The organism is Flavobacteriales bacterium, from assembly GCA_016716605.1.
Taxonomy (GTDB): domain Bacteria; phylum Bacteroidota; class Bacteroidia; order Flavobacteriales_F; family PHOS-HE28; genus PHOS-HE28.
Genome location: JADJWA010000001.1, coordinates 525,413 through 548,570 on the forward strand (window position 1 = coordinate 525,413; position 23,158 = coordinate 548,570).

The window sequence follows — 23,158 nt, forward strand, 5'->3', positions numbered from 1 at the left end:
GCGGTCGCTGATCATTGCCTACCCTGACGCTTCAATACACCTTCTCTCCCTTCCGCAGCCAGCGGCCCCAGTCCTTGTCGTAGGCATGCACGCGCGGCGTGGGGCCCTTCGCATCCTCCACCGCGAGCCCCGTGTTCACCCATTCGAATATGCCGCCGTAGAGATTGCGCACGTTGGTGTATCCGGCCTTGCGCAAGCGACCCGTGATCTTTCCGCTGCGGTAGCCCACGCTGCAATACACCACGATGGTGGCGGACTTCGGGATGCCCTTCACACGAGACAGCTCGAAATCATCGTAGCCCACCCAACGCGCGCCAGGCAGATGGCTCACGTCGAACTCCGGTCGCTCACGGGCATCGAGGAATACGGTTTCGCCAAGGGTTGCGCATTGTGCCACGGTGAGCGCAGGCGTGTCCTCGTCGAGCAGGCCCTTGAGTCGCTCGGCATAGGCAGGGTCGCTCACGCGTTGGGCCGATGCGAAGGCCGTGCTCCACGCGAGGACGCAAAGAATGACCGACCGATGGACCTGCAGTATCCTCATGGCTTATCGGAGGCGGGCAGCGCCTCGATGATCCGATCCTCCAATCGTGCGGTATCCGGTCCTTGGTTGGACCCGCCCCTTTGCTCCATCAACTGATCAATGGCCTCGCTCTGCTTGGCGAAGAGCGCGCATGCCGCGCACGCGGCCTTATGGACCACCAGTTGGAAACGGCTGTGAATGGGCAAGGGCGACACCGTAGCCCGCTCCATGAGTTCGGTGGCCTTCCGGCAGGAGAGGAAAAGGGAGTGGAAGAGGCTCATGGTTCAGTTCTCCGAGGCACCGAGCAAGCCTTCAATGCAGCCACGCAACCGCAGTTTCGCGCGATGGATCTGCTGCCAGTAGTTGGTGTCGCTGATCCCGAGCGCCGCACAGATCTCTTTCGCGTCGCGATCCAACAGGAACTTCATTTCCACGGCGCTACGCCAATGCGGGGGCAGGCTGTCCAGGCAGGCACGCAGGGCGCGATCCAGGCGCTCATTGCGCTGATCCTCGGCGGAAATGAGGAAGTCCTCCGCCTCATGGGGCCGATGGGTCCAGTTGCCTTGCAGATCGCAGATGCCCATGAGCCGCTCGTCGTCGGCATCGGCCGCGCCTGACAGGTGCCTGGCCTCACGGTATTGCTTGCGGTAATGGTCTGCGAGCTTGTGCTTCAGGATGGCGAAGAGCCAGGTGCGGTGGCTGCTCTCGTTGGCGTAGCGCCCGATGGCGTCCCATGCCGCAATGAAGGTCAGCTGAACCAGGTCATCCGCCACATCGGGATCCTTTACGCGGGCCCTGGCGAAGCGCGCGAGCTCGCTGGTGTGCTTCTTCACCAATTGCTCCAGCAGCTTGCGGTACGTCCCTTCTTCCGTGCGCGTGGCCATCCGCCGCTAATATGCGGCATCGCCATGCGCTCCCCGAACGCATCACGATGCGGTACGCGGTTTCCTGAGCCGCAGGACCGCCAACCGCAGCAGGAGGGACAAGGGCGAAGCATGCCAGACCAGATCGAGCCAATCCATGGCCTGCATGCCCACTGCACCACCGCCCACCCAGCGGATCTTGCCCACCAGATGCGGCTCAGGCACGAAGGGCGCACCGCCGATCAGCACCGCGGCCACCAGCAGCAGCTTCCAGTCGTTGATCCATCGGCTCATCGGCGGAGGTGCGTCACTTGGCCGATGAAGTCCTTCGGGAACCGCTCTTCGTCAGGAAAGCCGAGCTCGATGTCGCGGCCATCCCTCGGGATCACGGCCGTGCCAAACAGATAGTCCCACAAGCTCAGGCTGATGCCGAAGTTGATGCCGTGCGGACGACCGGCGGGAAGCTCCTTCACATGGTGCCAGATGTGCATGGCCGGGTTGTTCAGCACATACTTCAGCGGGCCATAAGTGAGCGGGATGTTGCTATGGTTGAGGTGCCCGATCGCCGTGGCGATGATGTGCATGATGAAGAAGTCGTCGAGCCCGAACCCGATCATGGCCAGCGGGATGTACTGCGCGGTCTTGTAGATCACGTTCTCCATCCAGTGGAAGCGCAGGTGCGCTGCGAAGCCCATCTCCTTCACGCTGTGGTGAACCTTGTGCCATTCCCACATCCAGGGCACTCGGTGCAGCATGCGATGCACGTTCCAATGCACGAAGTCGGCCACCACGAAGGCCGTGAGCAATTGGAGCCAGGCAGGCCACGACGCGATGCTCACCGCGACGAGGTTGCTGATGCCGAAGAGCCCGAGGAACCGGCTGAACAGGTCCACGCCCACGTTGCCGATGGCGTTGAAGCCGATGAGCGAGAATAGGAAGTAGTTGAAGAACATGTAGAAGCCATCGAGCCAGAAGTCCTGCCGGATGCGCGCCTGCTCTTTGCGCCAAGGGAACACGGTCTCCGCCAGCCAAGCGAACAGCGAGAGACCTATGAGCCACCAGAAGTAGTTGTGCCACGAGGGATGGAGCACCTCATGGACGAGGTAATTCCAATAGTCGCGGTAAGAGGTTGTGACGAGGTCGAGGTAGTGCTGCACAGCGAGCGCGAACGTACTGCCAGCCGGGCCAGGATTCCGTGAGAGAGATCACGGATGAACTAGAGCGCATCTCAAGAATGCCCTTCGGTCTCCGCGAGGGCCTTTCGCGCCCATGCGTCGTTGTCGAAGCCCTCACAGAGTACCCGACTATGCTCGGGTTCGACGCCTCGCCTGAACGCGAAATCCCGCTCGCTCGCTACCAAAAGCAATTTTGAGATGCGCTCTAGCCTCAGATGATGCGGATGAGCGCCTTCACTTCCTGAAGTGCACGATGAAGGACCCTGCCCCCAGCAAGCTCTGATCCACGTTCCGCCCTGCCAGGTTGTACGCCGCCTCCACCACCCAACCGTAGCGGTTGCCGAAGGGCTTGTAGTACTTCACCCCGGCTCTCAGGAAATCAACCCCCAGCTCCTTGAACGTAGCCGGTGCCTTGTCACCCGTGCCGCTGTAATCCTTGCCGCCCATTGCCTGTTGCGTTTGCAGGTACAGCTCGCCGTAGTAGGTGCCTGTCGCACGGCCAAGCCGCAAGGTGCCGATGTAGGCATCCGGAGTCGGGGGGCCAACGGCCATCTGCCCGCCCACCAGGCTCACGAAAGTGCCGCCATCGGTGCGGTATTGCAGCACACCCATGGGCACGATGCTGCTCGCTTGCTGACCGATCGCGCCCAAGCCCTCGGTGGGATATGCCGTCAACGGCATGCTGCCGCCCAGAGCCGCGCCGAAAGTGAAGGTGCCCTTGCCCATGCGCGCCTTCACCGGCAACCACTTCACGAAGAGCTGGCCATCCTGCAGCCCAGAAGTGCCATTGCTCAGGATGAACGGCAGGCTCAATTGCACATCGAGCTTGTCGGTGATGCCCCGCGCGGCGAAGAACGAGGCCGAGGCCCTATAACGCGACAAGCCAGCCGTGCCCTCAGCGAGGTAATAGTCCAGTCCCTGCTCGTATCCCAAGGAGAGCACAAGGTCCATGTTGCCCTTGCCCTTGTTGAAGCCATCGACCTGCGCGAAAGTGGGAGTGGTGATGAGCAGCGTGAATAAGGCGAGGGATGCGCGGTAGGTAATTCGTGACATGGATGTTCGCGTATTCATCATGGACGGATGCGGTGGCCGGTCGCTTGGATTGGCCCTTACTGACAGCGCGAAGGTCAGGCTTCGGGGCGCCGGCCGACCTTAGGGCCATGAGAATGACGATGCTCTCCTCCAGCGGGATCGCGCTGATCATGCTGCTGCTCGCCACCTGCGGCGCGGGTTCGCAGGAAAATGAAGATCGAACCGGAGCGGTGCCTTCCGAGGAATTCAACGCCTTCTGGCACCAAGGCAAGGCCGAGGTCGCACGCTATTCATTGAAGCAGGCCCGCTACGGCGAGATGCGCGAAGGCCATGCCGTGCTCATCCAGGTCACTGAGGACTTTCTGGTGAACGAGCACGTGAAGCATGAAGGTGAAGGCGACGCACCCCGCACCAGCGTGCTGAAGACCAATCTGATCGAGCGCTACAGCACGGGCATCTACGACTACTCGCACATGACCAGTGTGTTCTCGCCCGTGGATGGCAGCCCGGCGCTCAAGGTGAACAATAGCGTGCAGGACTGGTGCGGACAGGTATTCGCGCAGTTGAACCGGCGGAATAGCGCCTACGCTGGACGATCATTCAGCTACTTCCAAACCGAAGGCGATCGCGAATTCCAAGTGGAAGATGCCTGGTTGGAGGACGCGCTGTTCAATCAGGTGCGCATCGATCCGAAGAAGCTGCCGACGGGCAAGGTCCGAGTGCTGCCCAGCCTGCGCTATCTGCGCTTGATGCATAAGCCCGCCGCACCGGTTGAAGCCACCGCGGAGTTGAAATCCGAAGGAGCCGTCAGCACCTACACCCTGAGCATGCCTTCGCTGAGCCGCACCCTATCAATCCGCTTCGCATCAGTGTTCCCGCATGCCATTGAGGGTTGGGCCGAGACCCGGCCCGACGGCTGGGGAGCGAGCGCAAGGACGCTCACCACGGAAGCCGTTCGCACGCATCACGTGATGGAGCCCTATTGGCAGCAGAACAGCCACGCCGACGATCCCATGCGGGAACGGCTAGGCCTGGCTAGGGCGCCGCTCCACTGATCACGCGCGCTTCTGCGCATCGCTGCGATTCGCGAAGGCCGCTGAATCCGGAATCTCGAAACCGAGCACGATCACATCATCGATCTGCGGCTGGTTGCCCTTCCATTCGGTGAATGACCGTCGTAGCAAGGTCATCTGCTCGGTGAGGCCGAGGCCTTGGATGGTCGGCAGCAGGCTGAACAGCTGCTCGTTCTTGAATTTCTTTCCCCTTTCGCCGCCCATCTGGTCCACGAAGCCATCGCTGTACAGGTAGAAGCGATCGCCGGCGCGCACAGTCACCTCGCGCTCGCAGTAGCGGTGCCCTTCCTGGAAGCCTCCGATGCCCGCGCGATCCGCGTCGAGCTTGTGCACTTGGCCGCCTCGCAGCAGGAGCAATGGCCTTCCAGCGCTGGCGTAGGTGAAGCGCCCCTCGGCGAAGTCGATGCAGCAGAGCGTGATGTCCATGCCGGCGGAGCGGTCATCCTCCTGGTGCCATTGCTTGCGCACATCTCGGTCCAGCGCATCAAGCATCAGGTCCAGGCGGCCTTCATGCTTCAGCAACGCTGTGCGAAGCGCGCTCGCGGCCAGCATGCTCGTCATGGCGCCGGGGATGCCATGGCCCGTGCAATCGCCTACGGCGAGGTACGCACGTTGACCCACGTGCTCATACCAGTAGAGGTCGCCGCTCACCAGGTCCTTGGGCATGAAGAGCACGCCGAACTCCGGGAAAGCCTCACGCACCACCTGATGATCGGGCATCACAGAGCGTTGCAGCCGTTCGGCCGCACGGAGGCTGGCCATGATGTCATCGTTCTTCTCACGGAGCATCTCGGCGGTGCGCTGCAAGCGCTCCTTCATGGTATCCTCATGCTTCAGGATCCGGTGCATCCAACGGAGCAGGAGTGCAGCGGCAAGGATGAAGATGGCCGTGTATGCAACCAGTGTCCTGCGGAAGCCTGACCGCACTTCAGCGAGGAACGGGTCGAATTGCTTGTCGGCCTGCACGATGGCGACCGTGCGCCCGTTGAGCTTGATCGGCCGGAAGACCGAGAGCCAGGTGCCGTTCTCATCGGTATAGGGCCCGATGGATGCGCCACTCTCATATTGCTCGATGTGCTCTTGGTGCGGTTGCTCCCAAACGTGCTTGAAATAGGGGTTGGGGCCGCTGGTGACGATGAACTTGAATTCACCGCTCACCGGGTCCTTCACCATCGTGTACACATCGCTGCCAAGGGCGTGATCCGCATGGGCTTGGACCAGGTGGGCGCGGAGCGCGGCGTAGGTCGCTGAATCAGGCCCATTGAAGAGCGTGCCACCGTCAGCGTGCTGAACAGTGAGTCGCTCATGACCTTCGGCATCAATGGCCCTTGCGAGCGGAATGGTGATGCCCGCCAAACGGGTGAACTCCTGTTCCGTGGCTGCGCCGATATGCGTGCGGTAGCTCATCACGATGGAGGCCAGCGCCAGCCCCGCGAGCACGAGGAATACCGTAAGCATCACTTTGGTAGTGGCGTTGCGGATGAATGAGATGGCGGTAATGCGGCCCACGGACGCCCGGATCAAGGGGCGGGCCTCATACGCCGCTGCGTGCGACTTGTTCCGGGCTACGGGATCTTCACGACGGGCACGGTCCACGTCACGTCAGGGCCTTCGAGCCGGATGAAATAGTGTCCGGCTCGGATTCCAACGACGGGAATGCGCGCGGGAGCTGCGGCAAGCGGCCCTTGAAGGATAAGCTCGCCTACCGCATCGAACAGCGCGAACCGGGTGAACGCACGGTCAGGATAGGTGATGTGCAGTTCATCCACGACCGGATTCGGATGCACCAATGCTTGGGGCTTCGCATCGCCCTCGATTCCGGTCGCATTCGCGTCCACGAGCCACACACTGTCGAGCACGGCCCGTTGCAAGCCGATCCCGCCAGCCACGATCAATTGCCCGTTGCCGATGTCCCCGACCGCGCGCAGGTCCATCACATGGGTAGGCGCGGTTCCAATGGTGCTCATGCCGCTGCCGCCCCATTGCAGGATCGCCGTGGCAGGATTCACCACCGCTCCGCCTGCGTATGCCAGCGCATCGAAGTTGTAGCTGATGGCCGAGCCGCCGATCCACGTGGCCTTGCCGTTCACCACCGCCGGGCCTGATCGGTATCGTGCGCCCTGTCCTCCGACCGCGCTGGGCAGCCAATCGATCGCAAGCGGGTTATCCGGATCGATCACGCCGATGCGCACACGGTCCTGCGCGGGAAAGTTCAGACCCGTACTTGCGCCACCGTGGTAAATGACCGTATCGCCGATGATCGCTCCGCCCGCGCCGAAGGCCTTGTACTGGTTGTTGTTGGGCACCGGTGCGGCCACGCTCCAGCTGTTGTGCGCGGGATCGTACACCTGCACGTTCGCCACGTTGGCGTTGTTGCTCCACCCGGTGATCACATAGATGAGGCTGTCGCGCCATACGGCCTGTACCTGATCATCGATCGGCACGGGCACCGGTGCGGCATCGGGCATCCAGGTGTTCGTGGCAAGATTGAGGCGATGCACCTTGTTGCTGCTCAACTCGAAGGGCGCGCCATTGAAGACGTGATAGCCGCCGATCACGTAGGCGGTATCGCCCACCACGCTCGCCGAGGCCGCGATCTTGCCCAAGGTGTCAGGCAGAACGGGCAGGGGGAACCAAGCATCGATATCCACATCATAGCGGAAGGCGCTGCGGTGGATGTCGTCGCTGGTGAGGCCCGCGGTGATGCCGCCGAAGACATACACGTTCCGTGAGCCGTTCACCACTGCCGCGCAGACTGCGTGGTTGGCGGTGGGCATGGGAAGGGGCGCAAGGGGTGTCCAAGACCATTGGGCGTGCAGCATGATGGAGGTGCAGCCAAAGAGCAGCAGGGTCGAGCGCAGCATGCTCAGCGAAGGTCGTACATGGAAATGCTTCCCACCGATTCCGGCCAAGTGCTCGCTCGGCCAAGCCATTCGATCCCGATCAAAACAACCAGCGCTCCATATTCCATCGTGATCCACCAATAGGGCTGCGCGAACGGCTCGCTTCCGTAGGTGAGATAGGTGGGCATGATGAGCAGGCTCCACCAGAGCGGCCAGCGCCAACGGGTGAGCGCAGCGAAAGCGATCAGCGGCGTGATGTACCACGGGTGCACCGCTTGGGACCCGAAGAGCACCATGGCCAGCAGCCAGAGCATGGCCTCACCAAGTTCCATGGCACCCTTGCGGAAACGGATGATCGCATACGCGATGAGCGCGCACAACGTGATCGCACCGATCAGCCCGGTCCCCTTCACCGCATCATCACCCAGCGCACGTCGCAGCAGCTCGAAGAGGCCGCCATTGTACTCGAGATAGGTGCCGAAGAGCTTGAGGCTCGACAGGAAATTCGGGATCAGCTCCGGTGTCCAGAAAGGCAGCCAGCTCGAGGCGAAGGCACAGCCTGCGATGGCCGCAGGAAGGACGCTTCGCTTGATCCCGACGACGGCGGGCAAAGCCAGGATGAACACTATCGGCATCAGTCGAGCGGATGCCGCCAGCCCGATCAGCAAGCCAACGGCCCACAACCGATCGCTGCGCAGCATCAGCACCGCTCCGAGGCAGAGCGGGATCATCAGCGCCTCGGTGTGCAGATTCACCGTGAGCTCAATCAGCACCAGCGGATTGAAGGCGTAGAGCGCGACGGCAGTCAGGCCGGCCCGTTCACGGCGCAATAGCCTCATCAGCAGGGCGATGCTCACGGCCTCGCAGAGCACGATGATCAAGCGCATGAAGAGCATCCATGCATCGGGGTAAGCGCCGCCAAGCCATGCCGCCAGCGCAAAGGCCGCTTGCGCCAGAGGCGGATATGCCGAGTGGAAGCCGGGCGAGTTGAGCATGGCGAGGTGATCCGCGCTGAAGAGCCCGGGATGCAGGGAGAGCAAATCACGCGGCGGGTGCGCGAATGGTGACAGGCCGTTGACGGTGCAGACCCCATCCCACCAATAGCGGAAGTGATCGTCCGTCCACGTGATGGGCGCGAAGAGCAAGAGCACGCGCAGCGCGATGACCAGCACGAAAAAGGCGCGCGGGCTCATTCCGCCTATGCGCGCATGGAGCAAGAGATAGCCGAGGAACGCGACGGCGAATCCTCCCAGCAGCAACGCGCTCTCGCTCCGGTGCGGGCCGTAGCCCAGGAAGGCCACGCCGAGCAACAGCATCATGAAGCCGCCCCAGGCGATCCAACGGTCCTTCGTGCTCATCCCGCCGTCCGCAGGCTATGCACCAGGGAGTACCAAGCCACCGCACCGAAACCGAAGGCCACCATGAGGTGGTAGGGCAGCAGGCCGAAGTCGCCCACGCGAACGGCGTACGCGATGCCGAATAGCGCATAGCCTGCGACGGCCAGCTCAACCAGCAACAGCGGCGAGATCGCGCTCTTGAGGTAGGCATTGCGCGTCCACTGCGCGCCATCGCTGCACGCGCCCACCTTGGGCGTGCGCACGAATGGCGTTCGGCGGCCGATGTAGCCTTCGATCACCGCGATCGCGTTGTGCAATGACAGGCCCATGCTCACCGCGAGGAATAGCGGGAAGATTCCGAGGAAGTGCAGTGCGCCGCGCCAACCCTGCTTGTAGTTCTTGTGCGCCACGGCATAGAAGGCGATCAGCGCCAGCAGCGCCGAAGTGAAGACCACGGCGGTGTCGAAGAGGATGGCGTACTCCGGGTGTCGCTGCTTGACCACGAGGATGGGCACGCTGAGCAGCACCGTGCCGAGGATGCTGATGAAGACGGTGCTGTTCATCAGGTGCAGGGTCGCGTGGAGCTTGGTTCCGTAAGGGAGCACCGGATCGCGCAGCACCTTGCCCAGGTTCTTCACCACGCATTCGGCGGCGCCCTTGTTCCATCGGTATTGCTGCGCCTTCAACGCGTTCATCACGGCGGGCAGCTCCGCCGGCGATTCCACGTGCTCAAGGTAGCGGAAGCTCCAGCCGCGCAGCTGCGCGCGATAGCTCAGGTCGAGGTCCTCGGTGAGCGTATCGGGCTGCCAGCCGCCGGCATCGGCGATGGTGCTCTTGCGCCACACGCCTGCCGTGCCGTTGAAGTTGATGAAGCAGCCCAAGGCACTGCGGCCGGTCTGCTCAACGCTGAAATGCGCGTCGAGGCCGAATGCCTGCAGCCGTGTGAGCAGGTTGTTGCCGCGATTCAAGTGGCCCCAACGGGTCTGTACCAAGCCGACCTTCTCATCCTGGAACCAAGGCAGCACCTGCCGGAGCATGTCGGCGGGCGGCATGAAGTCGGCATCGAACACGGCGATGAACTCTCCCTTGGCCCGTTCCGTGCCATAGGCCAGCGCCCCGGCCTTATAGCCCGCTCGGTCCGGACGGCGCACGTGGACGATGTCGAGGCCCTGCGCATGCCAGAACGCGACGCGCTCCTCGCAAAGCGTCCGGGTCTCATCGCTGCTGTCGTCGAGCACTTGTATCTCCAGCTTCTCCGCAGGCCAATCGAGCCGCGCCACCTGATCGATGAGTCGCTCGGCAACGAACCGCTCGTTGTAGAGCGGCAGCTGCACGGTGATTACGGGCAGGGGCTTGCCCAGGGGCCATGCGGCTGCTTCGTGCTTGCGCCTGCGCTTGTTGCGCAAGTATGCGAAGGTGAGCTGCAGCTGCGTGATGCTGAAGAGCACGATGAAGCTCAGCAGCAGGCCGTACAGGATCAGCAGAGCTATCGCCATCAGCGGTACTTGAGGATCGTGGCGATGATCTTGTAGCCGGCCATCACGGTGCCGTACACCGTACCGCTCACCTTGCTCATGCCGATGCGCTTTCGATAATCCACGGGCACTTCCACGCAGCGAAGGTGGAGCTTGGCGGCCTTCACCTGCATCTCCACCGTCCAGCCGAAGGTGCGGTCGCACATGCCGATGGCGAGGAGCGCTTCATAGCGCACCGCCCGGAAAGGCCCCAGGTCCGTGAAGCGAACGCCATAGATCCAGCGCATCATGCGCGTGGCCAGCCAATTTCCGAAGACCTGCTGGGGAACCATGGACCCGCGCTCCTTGCTGCCGAGGGCACGTGATCCGATCACCAGGTCCGCTTCGCCGCGCACGATGGGTGCGATCACTTGCGGCAGCTGCTCGGGATGATCGCTGCGGTCGGCATCGAGGAAGACCACGATGTCCGGCTTTGGTTGATGTGCGCTGATCTGTTCCATGGCCTTCAGGCACGCATTGCCATAGCCGCGAAGAGGCTGATCCACCACGATGGCTCCCGCCATCTCCGCCACGGCACGTGTGGCATCGGTGCTTCCGTTGTTGGCCACCACCACGCACCGTACGAGGCCCTTGGGGATGTCGCCGATCACCAGCGCGATGGCGTCGGCTTCGTTGTAAGCGGGGATGATGACGTCGATGACGGGGGCGGCCACTGCTGCGAAAGGTCGGTGGCGCAGGTGGAAACTGACAGGGCTCGAATGCGAAGAGGCCCCGTCCCCGGAGCCTCTTCTCGCCTTCCGCCGCCAGCGGATGCGGCGTTCACCTCACCGGCTGGCTGGGCCGGTGTGAGCCCTCCCGGGCATGCGCGTGGTCATGGCCGCAAGGGCCACCTGCTCGGTGGCACCTGCTGCACGCATGGCGGCGATTGATTCCCATTTCGGCGACGAAGGGATGGCGGTCGCGTGAAGAGGACGTTCACCCAAGTTGAACTGTTCGGGAGGAGGCGCCCAAGTTCTCAGCCTTTGTTGAAAACCGCCTATGCGGCAGCTGGAACAATGCACCCCAAGACATGCACGCGCATCCAACCCGCAACCTGCACAACTTGCAACCCTCAACCCGCACACGATATGCGCTACCGCCGCCTCGGCCGCTCCGGCCTTCAAGTCTCCGAAGTCTCCTTGGGCTCCTGGCTCACCTTCGGCAAGCTCATCACGGACGATACCGCCGCCGAGCTGATGAAGCTGGCCTACGACAGCGGCGTCAACTTCTTCGACAATGCGGAGATCTATTCACGTGGCGAGAGCGAGCGCGTCATGGGCCGCATCCTGAAGCGGATGGATTGGCCGCGCGACACCTGGATCGTGAGCAGCAAGGCCTTTTTCGGCGCGGGCGGGAAGCTGCCCACCCAACTGGGACTGCATCGCAAGCACGTGGTGGAGGCCTGCCACGATGCACTCAAGCGCTTGCAGGTGGACTACCTTGACCTGTACTTCTGCCACCGCCCGGATCCCAACACGCCCATCGACGAGACGGTGTGGAGCATGCACCAGCTGACCATGCAGGGCAAGGTGCTCTACTGGGGCACCAGCGAATGGAGCGTTGATCAGATCAAGGAAGCGCATGCCATCGCCGAGCGGCACCACCTCATCGGCCCGGTGATGGAGCAACCGCAGTACAACCTATTCCACAGGGAAAAGGTGGAGCATGAATTCGCGCCGCTCTATGATACTGTGGGCCTAGGCACCACGATCTGGAGCCCCTTGGCCAGCGGCGTGCTCAGTGGCAAGCATGGCGCCAGCGCGCAGCAAGGCACACGCCTCACCGCTCAGGGGCTCGATTGGTTGCGGGAGCGCGAACTGAACGAAGCGCGCTTAATGGCTGTGGAGAAGCTGAAGCCCATCGCGGCGGAGCTTGGTTTGTCCCTGCCCGTGCTCGCCATCGCATGGTGCCTGAAGAACCCGCGCGTGAGCACCGTGATCCTTGGAGCGAGCAAAGTGGCGCAGCTCGAAGAGAACCTGAAGGCCGTGGAGGCGCATGACCTGCTCAGCGGCGATGTGATGGCCCGGGTGGAAGGTGCGTTGCGGGGGGAGAGGATGAGCACGTGGTAGGTCGAGCATTGCGCCACCCCCACGATTACCCGACCTTGCGCAGCCATGCCGGCCGTTCGCATCCTCATCGTCGAAGATGAACCTCTGATCGCAGCGGACCTGCGCGCGCACCTCGAGGAACTCGGCTATGAGGTATGCGCAGCCTGTGACAATGCCCTCGACGCCATGGCGGAGATCGCCGCCCATAAGCCTGACCTGTTGCTCCTGGACATCAACCTGGGCGATGGAGCGGATGGCGTGCAGCTGGCCGAAAAGGTGAAAGCGAAGCACCTCGTGCCCTTCATCTTCGTCACCAGCCACAGCGACAAGGCCACCCTCGAGCGCGTGAAACCGCTTCGTCCGGCCGGATTCATCATCAAGCCCTTCGATGAGAATGATCTGCGCGCGCAGATCGAGCTGGCGCTTGCCCGATTCGCCAATGATGTGGAAGCGACTGAAGCCCCCACCGACGCCCAGCGCAACGATTTCGTGATCGCGGATAGCATCTTCATCCGCGAGAGAGGAAGGCTGCTCAAGGTGGCCATCGATGAGATCCACTACGCCGAAGCCGACGACAACTACGTCACGCTCTTCACCCCGGCGAAGAAGTACGTAATCACCAGTACACTCAGCGCTGTTGAAGAGAAGCTCAAGAGCCCGCATCACTTGCGCATTCACCGCAGTCACCTGGTGGACACACGGCGAATCACTGCCGTGGAGGAGGGCTATGTGCGGCTCGGCCCCTTGAGCCTGCCCGTGGGCAAAACCCACAAGGAGGCGCTGATGGCGCGGATCAGGACCTTGTGACATTCACCCGATCCTGGGGTGCATTCACCCGATCTTCAGGGCGTTGATGGATCGGTCTTCGCACGTTCGTGTCGCAGAACAACCACAGCGATGCGCGCTCGCACCCTTTCACTCATCGTCACATTGGGCCTAGCTGCGTTCGCGGTCCACGCCCAGCCATCCGACGCCCAGATCATCAAGGACCTCACCAAGACCGGTGTGCTCAAGGTGGAGCTTTCGCCCGGTCCCACGACGAAGGAGTGGCACAGCGCGCACGGACAATACATGTGGGACCGTGTAGCCTATGTCACGCGGAGCGCCGAGGTGGCCGAGTATCCGAAGGCTACGGTAAAGATCACCGGCATAGCACGCTACCACTATGGTGCGAGCACGAGCTTCCGGGAGTTCAAGGTGGCGGAGAACGAGTACTTCGGCCTGCCGGCTCCCCGCAAGGACGAGATGCTCGGGATGATCCGCGAGCGTTACCTCCAATTCCTTGGACACCGCGCGGGCAAGATGGTCGGTGACCTGCACTACCTGCGCATCCCCGAAGGCGAGGGCGTCCTCTGGCATACGCCGCTCTCCTTCACCATACCGGTGGAGGTGGAGTATGACGCGAAGACCAGCAACGTGCACCTCACCACCATCCGGGAGAGGATCGACACGCGCTTCTACCGCGACGCCGTGAGTGCGCCGTGGAAGGAGAACATCGTCGCCATCGGGCGCGACCGCACGGAAGGCGATCAGCGCACCCTGCCAGCGGAGGAGCTGCGGGCCATGCCTACCTTCCGCAATCTGCTGGAGGAGCAACAGGCACAGCGCGATCTGGCCGCACTAGGCGAGGTGGGCATCCCGGAGTTCAAGAGCGATATGGAGGTATTCCTGCATACGCACAAGCTCCTGCGCGAGAGCAACGCCAAGCAGTTCGAGGCCTATCTTATGCGCATGCTGGCACCATCCTATTTCGCGGAGGGCAGCACCACGCGGCTCACACCGCAGGGTGCCGAGGTGATCAACGGGGCCGTGGCCGCCGCGTTCGGCGGAAAGAGCACCTATGCGGAGCAATACTGCCCCGATCCCGGCGTGAAGCACCATCAGCAGGACGCCATCGAGCTCTGGAACGCCACGCAGGACAAGCATACCCGCATGCACATCGGTCGGTTCGGCGGTGGCTGGAAGAACGGGCAGAAGGTGGGCGAAGAGTACAAGTTCATCGCGCTCGAGGTGTGGATGTGGACCGACGCGGACAACATCGCGCGCATCCGCAGCTTTGAACCCGGCATGCTGTGCACGGGAAGCAGCGCGCCGCAGCCCGCCACGGGATCCAGCACCAGGCAGCAATCCACTGGCGCCGCGCCGCAGAAAAGCGGCTCCGGCAACCTCCTGAACAAAGGCAAGGGACTACTGAATAAACTCTCAACCCCATGAAACACCTCTCAGCGCTTCTCGCCCTGCTTGTTGCACCGTTCATTGCTGGCGCCCAGCTCACGGGCACCAAGACCGTGGGCGGCAACAACCCGGACTACGCCACCATCACCGCTGCTGTGAACGCGCTCATGAGCCAGGGCGCAATGGGCAATGTCACCTTCAACATCCGGCCGGGCACCTATAGCGGACAATATGTGCTGGGCGCGGTGCCCGGCACGCCCGGAACCATCACGTTCCGCAACGAGACCAACGGTGCGCAGGCCGTGAACCTCGAGCACGACGCCAGCGGATCGGCGGACAACTTCATCATCCGCATCGATGGCACCGATGACGTCCGCATGGAGAAGCTCACCTTCCGTCCGTTGGACTACACGTACGCCCGCGCCGTGCACTTCTTCAATGCCATTGCGGGCATGACGATCGAGCAGTGCGTGTTCCACGGAAGCGCCAACCCATCGGGCTCGGCCTACTTCGAGCGCATCCTGGTGCATTGCGATCAGGCGGTCATCAATACCAACAACAACCCGCAGGACGTCATCATCATCGATAATTCCTTCCTCGATGGCAACACGGCCATTGAGTTGGATTGTTACGGTTTCGCAGGTGCGCGGTCCGACGGGTTGATCATCACCGGCAACGAATTCCGCCAGCAGGTGGGAACGGGGGTGTACCTGAACAACTGCAGGGGGCAGATCGGCGACAATGACCTCAGCACCACCGTGGGCAGCTGGTACGTGGGCATCCGCACCACCTTCTTCGACGGCGGCAGCCAGATCCGCCGCAACGACATCAGGGCCATCGCCGTGAGCGGAGGCTGCACCGGAATCGAGGTGGGGAATACGCAGAGCACCACCGGAAACATGATCAGCAACAACATGATCTATTGCAGCGCCCCTGGCGATGTTTGGGGCCTGGCCGTGTACAATCTCTGGGACATGAAGATCGTGCACAACAGCGTGCTCGTGGCCGCTGGCAACCAGTTCCAGAGCTACGCCTTCTACCACTTGAGCAACTTCCCCGACGGGCAGGATGCGCTGGTGCGCAATAACATCTTCGCCAACTCTGCAGGCGGCTTGGCCTACAACGTGAACGTAGCCGGCAATGTGGCCACCGAGGACCACAACTGCCTGTTCTCCTCCGGCACCACCATCAGCAGTGTAGCTGGCATCGAGCACGTCACCATCCCAGCGCACCAGAGCGGGACGGGGCAGGGATCAGGCGACACGGATGTGGATCCCGTGTTCCCCATCCAGCCCGATCTCCACCTGAACAACTGCGCCATGGACAACATGGGCGAATACTTCTTCGTGGTGGCGAGCGATATCGATGGCGATGCACGCGGCAACCCGATGTGCGACATGGGTGCCGATGAGTACACCGCGAGCACCAATGCCATGCAGGCGCCGACGATCACCATACTCGCCAGTGACCTTCCGTACCAGCTCGGCTTGAACGCCTCCTTCAACTCGTACAACTGGAGCACGGGTTCCACATCGCCCACCACAACCATCACTGCAGGGGGGAACTACAGCTGCGACGTGATGGACGCGAACTTCTGCTCGTACAGCATCAACATCACCGTGGTGGTGAACATCAATACCGGGGTCGTCGCAGCGGAGAGTGGCGGTGTTGCGCTCTTCCCTGTGCCGGCCATCGATGTGTTGAACATGACAGGACTTGTCCCGGGTGCAGCCTTCGAAGTGGTGGATGCACAGGGTCGCGTGGTCAACTCAGGAACCGCGCAGCCGTTCATGACCATGGATGTCCGTGATCTCAGCGCGGGCATGCACATGCTGCGTTGGACGGACGGCGGGGAGGTCCGCACAGCGCGCTTCATCAAACAGTGATCGATGGCACCCGCAGGCAAAGCGGTCTTCGTGCGCGATGGGCGGCAATGGAGCCGCGTGGCCGTGAGCGAGCTGCTGTACCTGGAAGCAGAGGACAACAGCACCACCGTTCACACCGCATCACGCACCTTCACCGTGCCGCGCATGTTGAAGGACGTGCTGGACACCTTGGCGGACGAGCGTATCCAGCGCATCCACCGCTGCCACGCGGTGAACCTGGAGCGTGTGCAGGCCGTGAGCGACAACGGCCTGCATGTGGGGGACAAATGGCTTCCGATCGGGCGGAGCTTCCGAGGTGAGGTGCTGAAGCAGCTGCGGATGATCTGAGTTGGGGGGCGCTTGGTGTTTCCCCAACTTGCGGCCATGCGTGCTACGGCCCTCATCGCTGTATTCATCGCCATGCAGGCGAATGCCCAGCTCGACAGCCTGCTGCGCGTGCGCGATGGGCTGCCGCAAGACACATCGCGGCTGGGGGTGCTAACCGAGCTGCTGCGCGCCACCGTGTTCAATGATCCCGACAGCGCACTGGTGTTCGCTGCGGAGTACAGGGGGATCGCCGAGCGCAGCGGCATGGATCTGGAGATCGGCAAGGGGCACAACTACACGGGCATGTGCTATACGAGCCGCAGCGACCATGACAATGCGCTGCTGCATTACCTCGCGGCGCTTCCCCATTTCGAGCGCGGGGCCGATCCCTGGTACACCGCCATGGCGTACAACAACATCGGCACGGTGCACGAGAAATTGCACCGGTTCGACAAGGCGGCAGCTCAGTACGAGGTCGCGCTCAGGGGCTTCCGCGGCATTCCCGACTCCGTATGGATGGCCAACGTGTCCAACAACATGGGCAACATCCTGTATGAGCAGCGGGAATTCGATCAATCCGTTGCGTACTACCGGCAGGCGGACACGATCCTGACCGCCCTAGGGTTCGATCGCTATGCCGCCACCACGCGCATGAACCTGGCCAACGCCCTGGACGAGCTGGGGCGGAGCGCGGAGGCTCTGCACATCCTGCGGAGCGCCATGGCCATCATGCCCGTGGGCGAAGATGAGAACACACGGGCCAACATGCTGGCCGATCTCGGCCGCCTGCACGGCAAGGCAGGCGATCAGGACAGTGCGCTGATGCACATGCGCGAGGGCCTTTCGCTCGCCACCGCCGTGAAGGCGAGCGATGTGCAGGCTAATGCGCATGAGTTCCTCAGCGATTGGTTCGAGGAGCGGGGCCTGCATGATTCGGCGCTCTTTCATTTCAAGCAGGCCACCGCGTTGCACGACACGATCTTCAGTACGGAGCGAAGCGCTCAGATCGCTGAGATGCAGGAGAAGTACGAAAGCGGAAAGAAGGACGCGCTCATCACCGAGAACAAGGCCCAGCTTGAGCGCCGCGCCCTCACCATCAAGGCCATCGCCGCAGGTGCCGCAGTGCTGCTCGTTGCCGCGCTATTCGCCTTCCGGGCGTATCGCATGAAGCGGAGGGGCGAACGGGAGGTATTGGCCCAAAAACAGGTCATCGAGGCGCAATTGAAGGAGAAGGAACTGCTGCTCCGCGAGATCCACCACCGGGTGAAGAACAACCTGCAGACCGTGAGCAGCTTGCTGAGCATCCAAGGGCGAGGCATCACCGACACCAAAGCGAAGGAGGCCGTGAACGACAGCCGCCTCCGGGTGAAGAGCATGGCGCTCATCCACCAGGACCTTTACCGCGAAGGCGACCTCACCGGCGTAGCAATGCCGATGTACTTGGATAAGCTGGTCAACGGCCTCATCACAAGCTACGGCATGGCCGATCGCGTACGCACCGACCTGCGCGTGGCACCCATCAGGCTGGACGTGGACACGGCCGTGCCAATCGGGCTCATCCTCAACGAGCTCATCACCAACGCGCTCAAATACGCATGGCCCCATGCCCGAACGGGCACGCTTACCGTTGCTGTGCAGGAATCGGATGGGGCACTGGTGGTGGAAGTGGCCGACGATGGCGTAGGCATGGCCGACCCCGCGTCGGTATCGGAAGGCGGCACCGGCTTCGGCCTGGGCATGATCCGCACGTTCGCAGGCAGGCTGAAGGCGGAGCACACCATTACCAGCAAGAAAGGCACCTCAGTGCGGCTTGTTGCGCGCAATTTCAAACGGACCGGTTGATCTACCTTCGGCATATGGAACGGACTTGCCGCATGATCGCGCTCGCGGCGGCCACATGCTCCGCAACCGCCTCCGTTGCGCAGTCCATCGATGCGGTCAATCTCACGGAGCTCAGCCGCCATCAGTTCCCGTACGTGCAATTCCCGGCAGGCTTCAGCGCACCCGTCCTCAGCAGCCGCATCGACCGCCTGGATCGGCCGTATGTGTATCTCGCGTGCCGCGATTCGGGATTGTACGTGTGGGATATCAGCACGCCAACTTCGGCGGGGATCGTGAAGCGCATGCTGCCTGCAGGCTTCGGCGGGCACAAAGTGATCAACCTCGAGCAGTATGGCGACCTGCTCTACGCCGTGCTCGGCGAATTGGATAGCGGCACGCCGGGCCTCGCGGTGCTCGACATCAGCGATCCCGCCGATCCGCAGCTGCTCGGGCAGTACAACCACCTTCCCTTCACCCACGGTGGGGCCATCGTGCAGGTGCAAGGCAACTACGCCTACATAGGGGCCATGGCCGATGGCATACTCGTGCTGGACATCAGCGACCCGGCCGATCCGCAATACCACGGCAGCTACCAGCCTGATCCAGCCTGGCCGGGCATCGCCAGCTATCCACCCAACGCGCGCGGCATGGTCATCGCTGATACGATCATGTACCTCGCATACGATGCTGGCGGCCTGCGCGTGCTTTCCATCAGCGACCCCGCAGCACCTTTCCAGCTCGCGCAATACCTCAATCCGCAGCACCCGGCACTCACCAATGTAGCGTACAACAACGTGAAGCTACTGGGCGACCGGCTCTTCTTGGCAACGGATTTCTGCGGGCTCGAAGTGCTGGACGTGAGCAATCCCCTGGCTCCGACTCAGCTCGAATGGCTGAACCCATGGGGCTGCTTCGGCCTGAGCTGGTTCGGCAGCGATGGGCACGCCAATGAACTTGTGCTGGCGCTCAACGACAGCCTGCTGGTGATGAGCGCCGGCGATAGTGAGGTACTGGTATATGACATCACGGATCCGGACCTTCCCGAGCTGAAAGGCGGCCACATCTTCCCGAACGACACGGCGGCCGCCTGGGGCGTGGATGTGCATGGCGATCTGGTGGTGGGCGGCTTCATCAACAACAACGGCCTCGCGTTCCAGCCCTTCAACAGCAAGTTCGGCGGAGCCCTGCTGTTCCAAATGGATGTGGACCTGGTGACCGCCGTTGCGGGAACGCCGGTGGACCGGGCCGGGCCCCGGCTTTGGCCGCAACCCGCATCCGGCCCTTTGCGGGTGCACTGGCCGGGCGTACTGCTCCGATCCACCGGCGCACACCTTTTCGACGCATCCGGAAGGGAGCTCAAGATTCCGGTGTCCATCGACGCCGATGGTCTGCTGCTTGATCTGAGCGGTCAAGGTGCAGGCCACTACACCCTTCGGCTTTCCGCGCCGGAAGGAACGCGGATCCTACCGGTCATGGTAGCCCGATAGCCCGGTATCCGTTCACCCGCCGGTGGAGTGCCTTCACCCGATCGGGTTGAACCAAGGGCTATTGGAAGGCGCAATTTTCTGGGGTCCATCCCCCTTCCCCATGGCTCGTCTGTTCCGCTCCTCGTTCATCGCAGGATCCTATGCCCGCGCTTCTTCAGCATCCGCCCAGCTCAGCCCTGTGGCGCTGGGATCCGCCGGAGGACCCACCATGGTCGCAGTCCCTACGGAGCGCCCCTCCTCAATCGCGCCAGAAGGTCATGGGCCCGGGCACGAAGCCCGGTCGGATCACCGCCTTGGGTGCGCATCGCCTTCAGCGAATCCGCGCCAGCGCTCTTCGAGAGCTTCGCGCCCGCCGCATCCGTGATGAGCGGATGATGCAGGAAAACGACACTCGTGAAGGCTTCCAGCCCGAGCCGCTCCGCGAGGTACAGCTGGCAGGCGGATGATGGCAACAGGTCCTCTCCGCGTACGATGTGCGTGGCGCCGTGGTCAACATCATCAACCAGCGAAGCGATCTGGTACGCGGGACGTGCACCCAACTCCTCGCGCTGCCGAAGCACGGGATCGGGCATGAGCGCGGCGAGCCTAAGCCAACGCTCCCGACCGAAAAGGTCCACGACGCGAACCTCCGCATCGCTCGGCAGGCGCAAGCGCCACGCGGCCCGCGGGTCATTCATGCTCCTGCTGCCATTCCGGCACGCACAGGCGCCCTTACGAAGCTCCGTGCGTGAGCATGCGCAAGCGTACAGGTCGCCCTGCTCCTTCAACAGATCGATCTGCTCCAGGTATCGGCTGACGCGGGCGTGCTGCGAGAACCGGCGCTCATGATCCTTGGCATCCACGGGTCCCTCCTGCCAAGCGATGCCAAGCCAGCGAAGGGACTCGAAGACATCCTCTACGAACGCCGGCCGCAGCCGGTCCGCATCAAGATCATCGATGCGCAAACGGATGCTGGCCCCGAAGCTGCGCGCGACCTCATCCGTAAGGAGGAAGTTGATCGCGTTGCCCGCATGCAGCAAGCCGCTTGGTGTTGGGGCGATGCGGGTGCGGAGCATTCGGCAAACCTAGGAGCCATTGGAGTTGGGAGTCCGCCGCGCATGCGACCTTCGCGCCCCTTCCGAGCTCCCCATGAACGTCCTTTCCGTCGAACGCCTGGCCAAGCGCTATGGCCCGCGCCAGCTCTTCGAGGGCGTGAGCTTCGGCCTGGAGAAAGGCCAGAAGACGGCCATCGTGGCGCGCAACGGCACGGGCAAGAGCACCCTGCTGAAATGCATCGCCGGAGTGGAGCGGCCGGATAGCGGCATCGTCACCTTCAACAAGGGCATCCGCGTGGGATACTTGGACCAGAACGTGCAGATGACGAGCACGCGGACGGTAGTGGATGAGATGCTCGACCGCGACGATCCGGTGAGCGATGCGATCAAGGCCTATGAGCATGCGCTGGCTCAGCATGCGGATGATCAGCTCATGCATAAGGCCATCGAGCGCATGGAAGAACTCAAGGCTTGGGACCATGAGGCGCGCGTGAAGGCCTTGGCGCATCGCTTCGGCCTGAGAGACCTGGAGCAACCCGTGAATACCTTGAGCGGCGGCCAGCAGAAAAGACTGGCCATGGCCAAGGTGCTCATCGACCAGCCTGATGTGCTGATCCTCGACGAGCCCACCAACCACCTCGACATGAACATGATCGAGCAGCTCGAAGAAGAGCTGAACACCCCGGGGATGACGCTGCTGCTGGTAACGCATGACCGGTACTTCCTCGACAATGTCTGCGACGAGATCATCGAGATGGAATTCGGGAAATTCACGCGCTACAAGGGCAACTACACCTGGTACCTGGAGAAGAAGGCAGCAGCGGATGAGGTTCGCGAGGCCACGCAACAGCACCTGCGCGGGCTGATGAAGCGCGAGCTGGAATGGGTGCGCAAGATGCCCCGCGCGCGCGGCACAAAGAGCAAGAGCCGCTTGGACAAGTTCGAGGAGATCAAGGCCGACGCCACGCGGCGCTTCGATCGAGAGGAGGTGAAGCTTGAGGTGAAGACCGACCGGCTCGGTGGCAAGGTGATCGAGGCACGCAACCTTACCAAGGCCTTCGGTTCCCGGGATAGGCCCGAGAGCTACAGGCCCATCGTGCTGCACTTCAGCTATTCGCTGAAACGCGGGGATCGGATCGGCATCGTAGGCCCGAACGGCATCGGCAAGACCACCTTCATCGAGCTGCTGTTGGGCCGCATGAAACCCGATCAGGGCACCGTGAGCATCGGCGACACCGTGGTGCTGGGCACCTTCGGCCAGCAGATGCCGGCGTTCAAGGAGGATCAGCGGATCGTGGAGGCCGTGCGTGACATCGCGGAAGTGATTCCCCTGAACAAGGGGCGAACGCTCACCGCATCACAATTGCTCGAGCGCTTCCTCTTCGACAAGGAGCAGCAGTACCAGGCCATCAGCACGCTGAGCGGCGGCGAACGCCGGCGGCTCTACCTGTGCATGGTGCTCATGAAGAACCCGAACGTGCTAGTCCTTGACGAGCCCACCAACGACCTCGACATACCCACGCTCAATGCGCTCGAGGAATTCCTCATGGACCTCGACATCTGCCAGCTCATCGTGAGCCACGACCGCTTCTTCATGGACAAGCTCTGCACGAAACTGCTTGTCTTCAAAGGCGAAGGCGTGATCAAGGAATGGGTGGGCAGCTACACGGAGCTGCGGGAGGCGGAGAAGGCCGAAGCCGATCGCGCACGCCGCGAAAGCGGGGCCGGGAGCACCAAGGCCGCTACGCAGGGCCTAGCGGCGACGGTGCCCAACGAAGGCGACCGCAAGAAGCTCACCTACGCTGAGAAACTGGAGCTGCAGCGCATGGACAAGGAGATGCCGAAGCTGGAAGCGCGCAAGGAGGAGCTCTTGGCGACCATGGCCACCGGCGGCACCGATCACCACAAGATGATGGAGCACAGCATCGAGCTCGAGAAGACCATCGCAGCGCTGGATCTCATGATGGACCGGTGGCTGGAGCTTTCGGAGAGGATAGGTTGAGGGTCGCAGGTTGGCTCAGGAAATGGTTGAGGCCTCCGCGGC

The 23,158-nt window shown here is 62.6% G+C and carries 21 protein-coding genes; 9 read left to right on the forward strand and 12 right to left on the reverse strand.

Features of this window, described 5'->3' with window-relative positions:
* Positions 1 to 31: 31 nt before the first annotated feature.
* From IPM12_02140 to IPM12_02165, 6 genes are all read right to left on the reverse strand, one after another.
* Positions 32 to 541, reverse strand: coding sequence for a rhodanese-like domain-containing protein (locus IPM12_02140; GenBank protein MBK9146601.1), 510 nt, complete (start codon positions 539 to 541; stop codon positions 32 to 34).
* A complete protein-coding gene (locus tag IPM12_02145) occupies positions 538 to 801 on the reverse strand; it encodes a hypothetical protein (protein MBK9146602.1) in 264 nt (87 codons plus the stop codon). Before IPM12_02145 ends, IPM12_02140 begins: the two co-directional genes overlap by 4 nt.
* A gap of 3 nt (positions 802 to 804) precedes the next feature.
* Positions 805 to 1,404, reverse strand: a complete 600-nt coding sequence (locus tag IPM12_02150; GenBank protein MBK9146603.1) for a sigma-70 family RNA polymerase sigma factor — start codon at positions 1,402 to 1,404, stop codon at positions 805 to 807.
* Positions 1,405 to 1,446: 42 nt separating this feature from the next.
* Positions 1,447 to 1,677 carry a hypothetical protein gene (locus IPM12_02155; protein ID MBK9146604.1) on the reverse strand — a complete coding sequence of 77 codons (231 nt, stop codon included), beginning with the start codon at positions 1,675 to 1,677 and terminating at the stop codon, positions 1,447 to 1,449.
* Positions 1,674 to 2,540, reverse strand: coding sequence for a sterol desaturase family protein (locus IPM12_02160; GenBank protein MBK9146605.1), 867 nt, complete (start codon positions 2,538 to 2,540; stop codon positions 1,674 to 1,676). The genes IPM12_02155 and IPM12_02160 overlap by 4 nt, the downstream gene beginning before the upstream one ends.
* Positions 2,541 to 2,792: 252 nt before the next feature.
* Positions 2,793 to 3,611, reverse strand: coding sequence for a hypothetical protein (locus IPM12_02165; protein MBK9146606.1), 819 nt, complete (start codon positions 3,609 to 3,611; stop codon positions 2,793 to 2,795).
* 107 nt (positions 3,612 to 3,718) lie between these two features.
* Between IPM12_02165 and IPM12_02170 the strand changes: the two genes are divergently transcribed.
* Positions 3,719 to 4,645, forward strand: coding sequence for a septum formation inhibitor Maf (locus tag IPM12_02170; protein ID MBK9146607.1), 927 nt, complete (start codon positions 3,719 to 3,721; stop codon positions 4,643 to 4,645).
* On the opposite strand, the gene IPM12_02175 is transcribed toward IPM12_02170, so the two are convergent.
* From IPM12_02175 to IPM12_02195, 5 genes are read right to left on the reverse strand one after another with little or no spacing between them, the layout of a single operon-like run.
* Positions 4,646 to 6,172, reverse strand: coding sequence for a serine/threonine-protein phosphatase (locus IPM12_02175; protein MBK9146608.1), 1,527 nt, complete (start codon positions 6,170 to 6,172; stop codon positions 4,646 to 4,648).
* Positions 6,173 to 6,228: 56 nt separating this feature from the next.
* Entirely contained in the window at positions 6,229 to 7,527 is a 1,299-nt protein-coding gene (locus IPM12_02180) for a hypothetical protein (GenBank protein ID MBK9146609.1), read from the reverse strand.
* A gap of 2 nt (positions 7,528 to 7,529) precedes the next feature.
* Entirely contained in the window at positions 7,530 to 8,864 is a 1,335-nt protein-coding gene (locus tag IPM12_02185) for a DUF2029 domain-containing protein (protein MBK9146610.1), read from the reverse strand.
* Positions 8,861 to 10,339 carry a glycosyltransferase gene (locus IPM12_02190; GenBank protein MBK9146611.1) on the reverse strand — a complete coding sequence of 493 codons (1,479 nt, stop codon included), beginning with the start codon at positions 10,337 to 10,339 and terminating at the stop codon, positions 8,861 to 8,863. Before IPM12_02190 ends, IPM12_02185 begins: the two co-directional genes overlap by 4 nt.
* On the reverse strand, positions 10,339 to 11,031 hold the full coding sequence (locus IPM12_02195) for a glycosyltransferase family 2 protein (protein MBK9146612.1): 693 nt from the start codon (positions 11,029 to 11,031) through the stop codon (positions 10,339 to 10,341). The genes IPM12_02190 and IPM12_02195 overlap by 1 nt, the downstream gene beginning before the upstream one ends.
* A gap of 414 nt (positions 11,032 to 11,445) precedes the next feature.
* Between IPM12_02195 and IPM12_02200 the strand changes: the two genes are divergently transcribed.
* From IPM12_02200 to IPM12_02230, 7 genes are all read left to right on the forward strand, one after another.
* On the forward strand, positions 11,446 to 12,426 hold the full coding sequence (locus IPM12_02200; protein MBK9146613.1) for an aldo/keto reductase: 981 nt from the start codon (positions 11,446 to 11,448) through the stop codon (positions 12,424 to 12,426).
* A 45-nt stretch (positions 12,427 to 12,471) separates the two neighbouring features.
* Complete coding sequence (locus IPM12_02205) at positions 12,472 to 13,212, forward strand: response regulator (protein ID MBK9146614.1); 741 nt, start codon at positions 12,472 to 12,474, stop codon at positions 13,210 to 13,212.
* Between the two features lie 90 nt (positions 13,213 to 13,302).
* Positions 13,303 to 14,619, forward strand: a complete 1,317-nt coding sequence (locus IPM12_02210; GenBank protein ID MBK9146615.1) for a hypothetical protein — start codon at positions 13,303 to 13,305, stop codon at positions 14,617 to 14,619.
* A complete protein-coding gene (locus IPM12_02215) occupies positions 14,616 to 16,466 on the forward strand; it encodes a T9SS type A sorting domain-containing protein (protein MBK9146616.1) in 1,851 nt (616 codons plus the stop codon). Before IPM12_02210 ends, IPM12_02215 begins: the two co-directional genes overlap by 4 nt.
* Before the next feature lie 3 nt (positions 16,467 to 16,469).
* Positions 16,470 to 16,793, forward strand: a complete 324-nt coding sequence (locus tag IPM12_02220) for a LytTR family transcriptional regulator (protein MBK9146617.1) — start codon at positions 16,470 to 16,472, stop codon at positions 16,791 to 16,793.
* Positions 16,794 to 16,829: 36 nt separating this feature from the next.
* The gene (locus IPM12_02225) at positions 16,830 to 18,614 is read left to right on the forward strand and encodes a tetratricopeptide repeat protein (protein MBK9146618.1); all 1,785 of its coding nucleotides are present in this window, start codon (positions 16,830 to 16,832) and stop codon (positions 18,612 to 18,614) included.
* 14 nt (positions 18,615 to 18,628) lie between these two features.
* On the forward strand, positions 18,629 to 20,080 hold the full coding sequence (locus tag IPM12_02230) for a hypothetical protein (protein MBK9146619.1): 1,452 nt from the start codon (positions 18,629 to 18,631) through the stop codon (positions 20,078 to 20,080).
* Positions 20,081 to 20,301: 221 nt separating this feature from the next.
* On the opposite strand, the gene IPM12_02235 is transcribed toward IPM12_02230, so the two are convergent.
* Positions 20,302 to 21,135 carry a tRNA glutamyl-Q synthetase gene (locus IPM12_02235; protein MBK9146620.1) on the reverse strand — a complete coding sequence of 278 codons (834 nt, stop codon included), beginning with the start codon at positions 21,133 to 21,135 and terminating at the stop codon, positions 20,302 to 20,304.
* Positions 21,136 to 21,208: 73 nt separating this feature from the next.
* Between IPM12_02235 and IPM12_02240 the strand changes: the two genes are divergently transcribed.
* Positions 21,209 to 23,116, forward strand: a complete 1,908-nt coding sequence (locus tag IPM12_02240; GenBank protein ID MBK9146621.1) for an ABC-F family ATP-binding cassette domain-containing protein — start codon at positions 21,209 to 21,211, stop codon at positions 23,114 to 23,116.
* Positions 23,117 to 23,158 lie beyond the last annotated feature (42 nt).

Excerpts from the sequence above, each read along its gene's own strand:
- IPM12_02205 (MBK9146614.1), top strand. The coding sequence starts at position 12,472 with ATGCCGGCCGTTCGCATCCTCATCGTCGAAGATGAACCTCTGATCGCA.
- IPM12_02165 (MBK9146606.1), bottom strand. The coding sequence starts at position 3,611 with ATGTCACGAATTACCTACCGCGCATCCCTCGCCTTATTCACGCTGCTC.
- IPM12_02240 (MBK9146621.1), top strand. The coding sequence starts at position 21,209 with ATGAACGTCCTTTCCGTCGAACGCCTGGCCAAGCGCTATGGCCCGCGC.
- IPM12_02155 (MBK9146604.1), bottom strand. The coding sequence starts at position 1,677 with ATGAGCCGATGGATCAACGACTGGAAGCTGCTGCTGGTGGCCGCGGTG.
- IPM12_02190 (MBK9146611.1), bottom strand. The coding sequence starts at position 10,339 with ATGGCGATAGCTCTGCTGATCCTGTACGGCCTGCTGCTGAGCTTCATC.
- IPM12_02220 (MBK9146617.1), top strand. The coding sequence starts at position 16,470 with ATGGCACCCGCAGGCAAAGCGGTCTTCGTGCGCGATGGGCGGCAATGG.
- IPM12_02180 (MBK9146609.1), bottom strand. The coding sequence starts at position 7,527 with ATGCTGCGCTCGACCCTGCTGCTCTTTGGCTGCACCTCCATCATGCTG.
- IPM12_02215 (MBK9146616.1), top strand. The coding sequence starts at position 14,616 with ATGAAACACCTCTCAGCGCTTCTCGCCCTGCTTGTTGCACCGTTCATT.
- IPM12_02200 (MBK9146613.1), top strand. The coding sequence starts at position 11,446 with ATGCGCTACCGCCGCCTCGGCCGCTCCGGCCTTCAAGTCTCCGAAGTC.
- IPM12_02170 (MBK9146607.1), top strand. The coding sequence starts at position 3,719 with ATGAGAATGACGATGCTCTCCTCCAGCGGGATCGCGCTGATCATGCTG.
- IPM12_02230 (MBK9146619.1), top strand. The coding sequence starts at position 18,629 with ATGGAACGGACTTGCCGCATGATCGCGCTCGCGGCGGCCACATGCTCC.
- IPM12_02185 (MBK9146610.1), bottom strand. The coding sequence starts at position 8,864 with ATGAGCACGAAGGACCGTTGGATCGCCTGGGGCGGCTTCATGATGCTG.
- IPM12_02150 (MBK9146603.1), bottom strand. The coding sequence starts at position 1,404 with ATGGCCACGCGCACGGAAGAAGGGACGTACCGCAAGCTGCTGGAGCAA.
- IPM12_02225 (MBK9146618.1), top strand. The coding sequence starts at position 16,830 with ATGCGTGCTACGGCCCTCATCGCTGTATTCATCGCCATGCAGGCGAAT.
- IPM12_02140 (MBK9146601.1), bottom strand. The coding sequence starts at position 541 with ATGAGGATACTGCAGGTCCATCGGTCGGTCATTCTTTGCGTCCTCGCG.
- IPM12_02210 (MBK9146615.1), top strand. The coding sequence starts at position 13,303 with ATGCGCGCTCGCACCCTTTCACTCATCGTCACATTGGGCCTAGCTGCG.
- IPM12_02235 (MBK9146620.1), bottom strand. The coding sequence starts at position 21,135 with ATGCTCCGCACCCGCATCGCCCCAACACCAAGCGGCTTGCTGCATGCG.
- IPM12_02145 (MBK9146602.1), bottom strand. The coding sequence starts at position 801 with ATGAGCCTCTTCCACTCCCTTTTCCTCTCCTGCCGGAAGGCCACCGAA.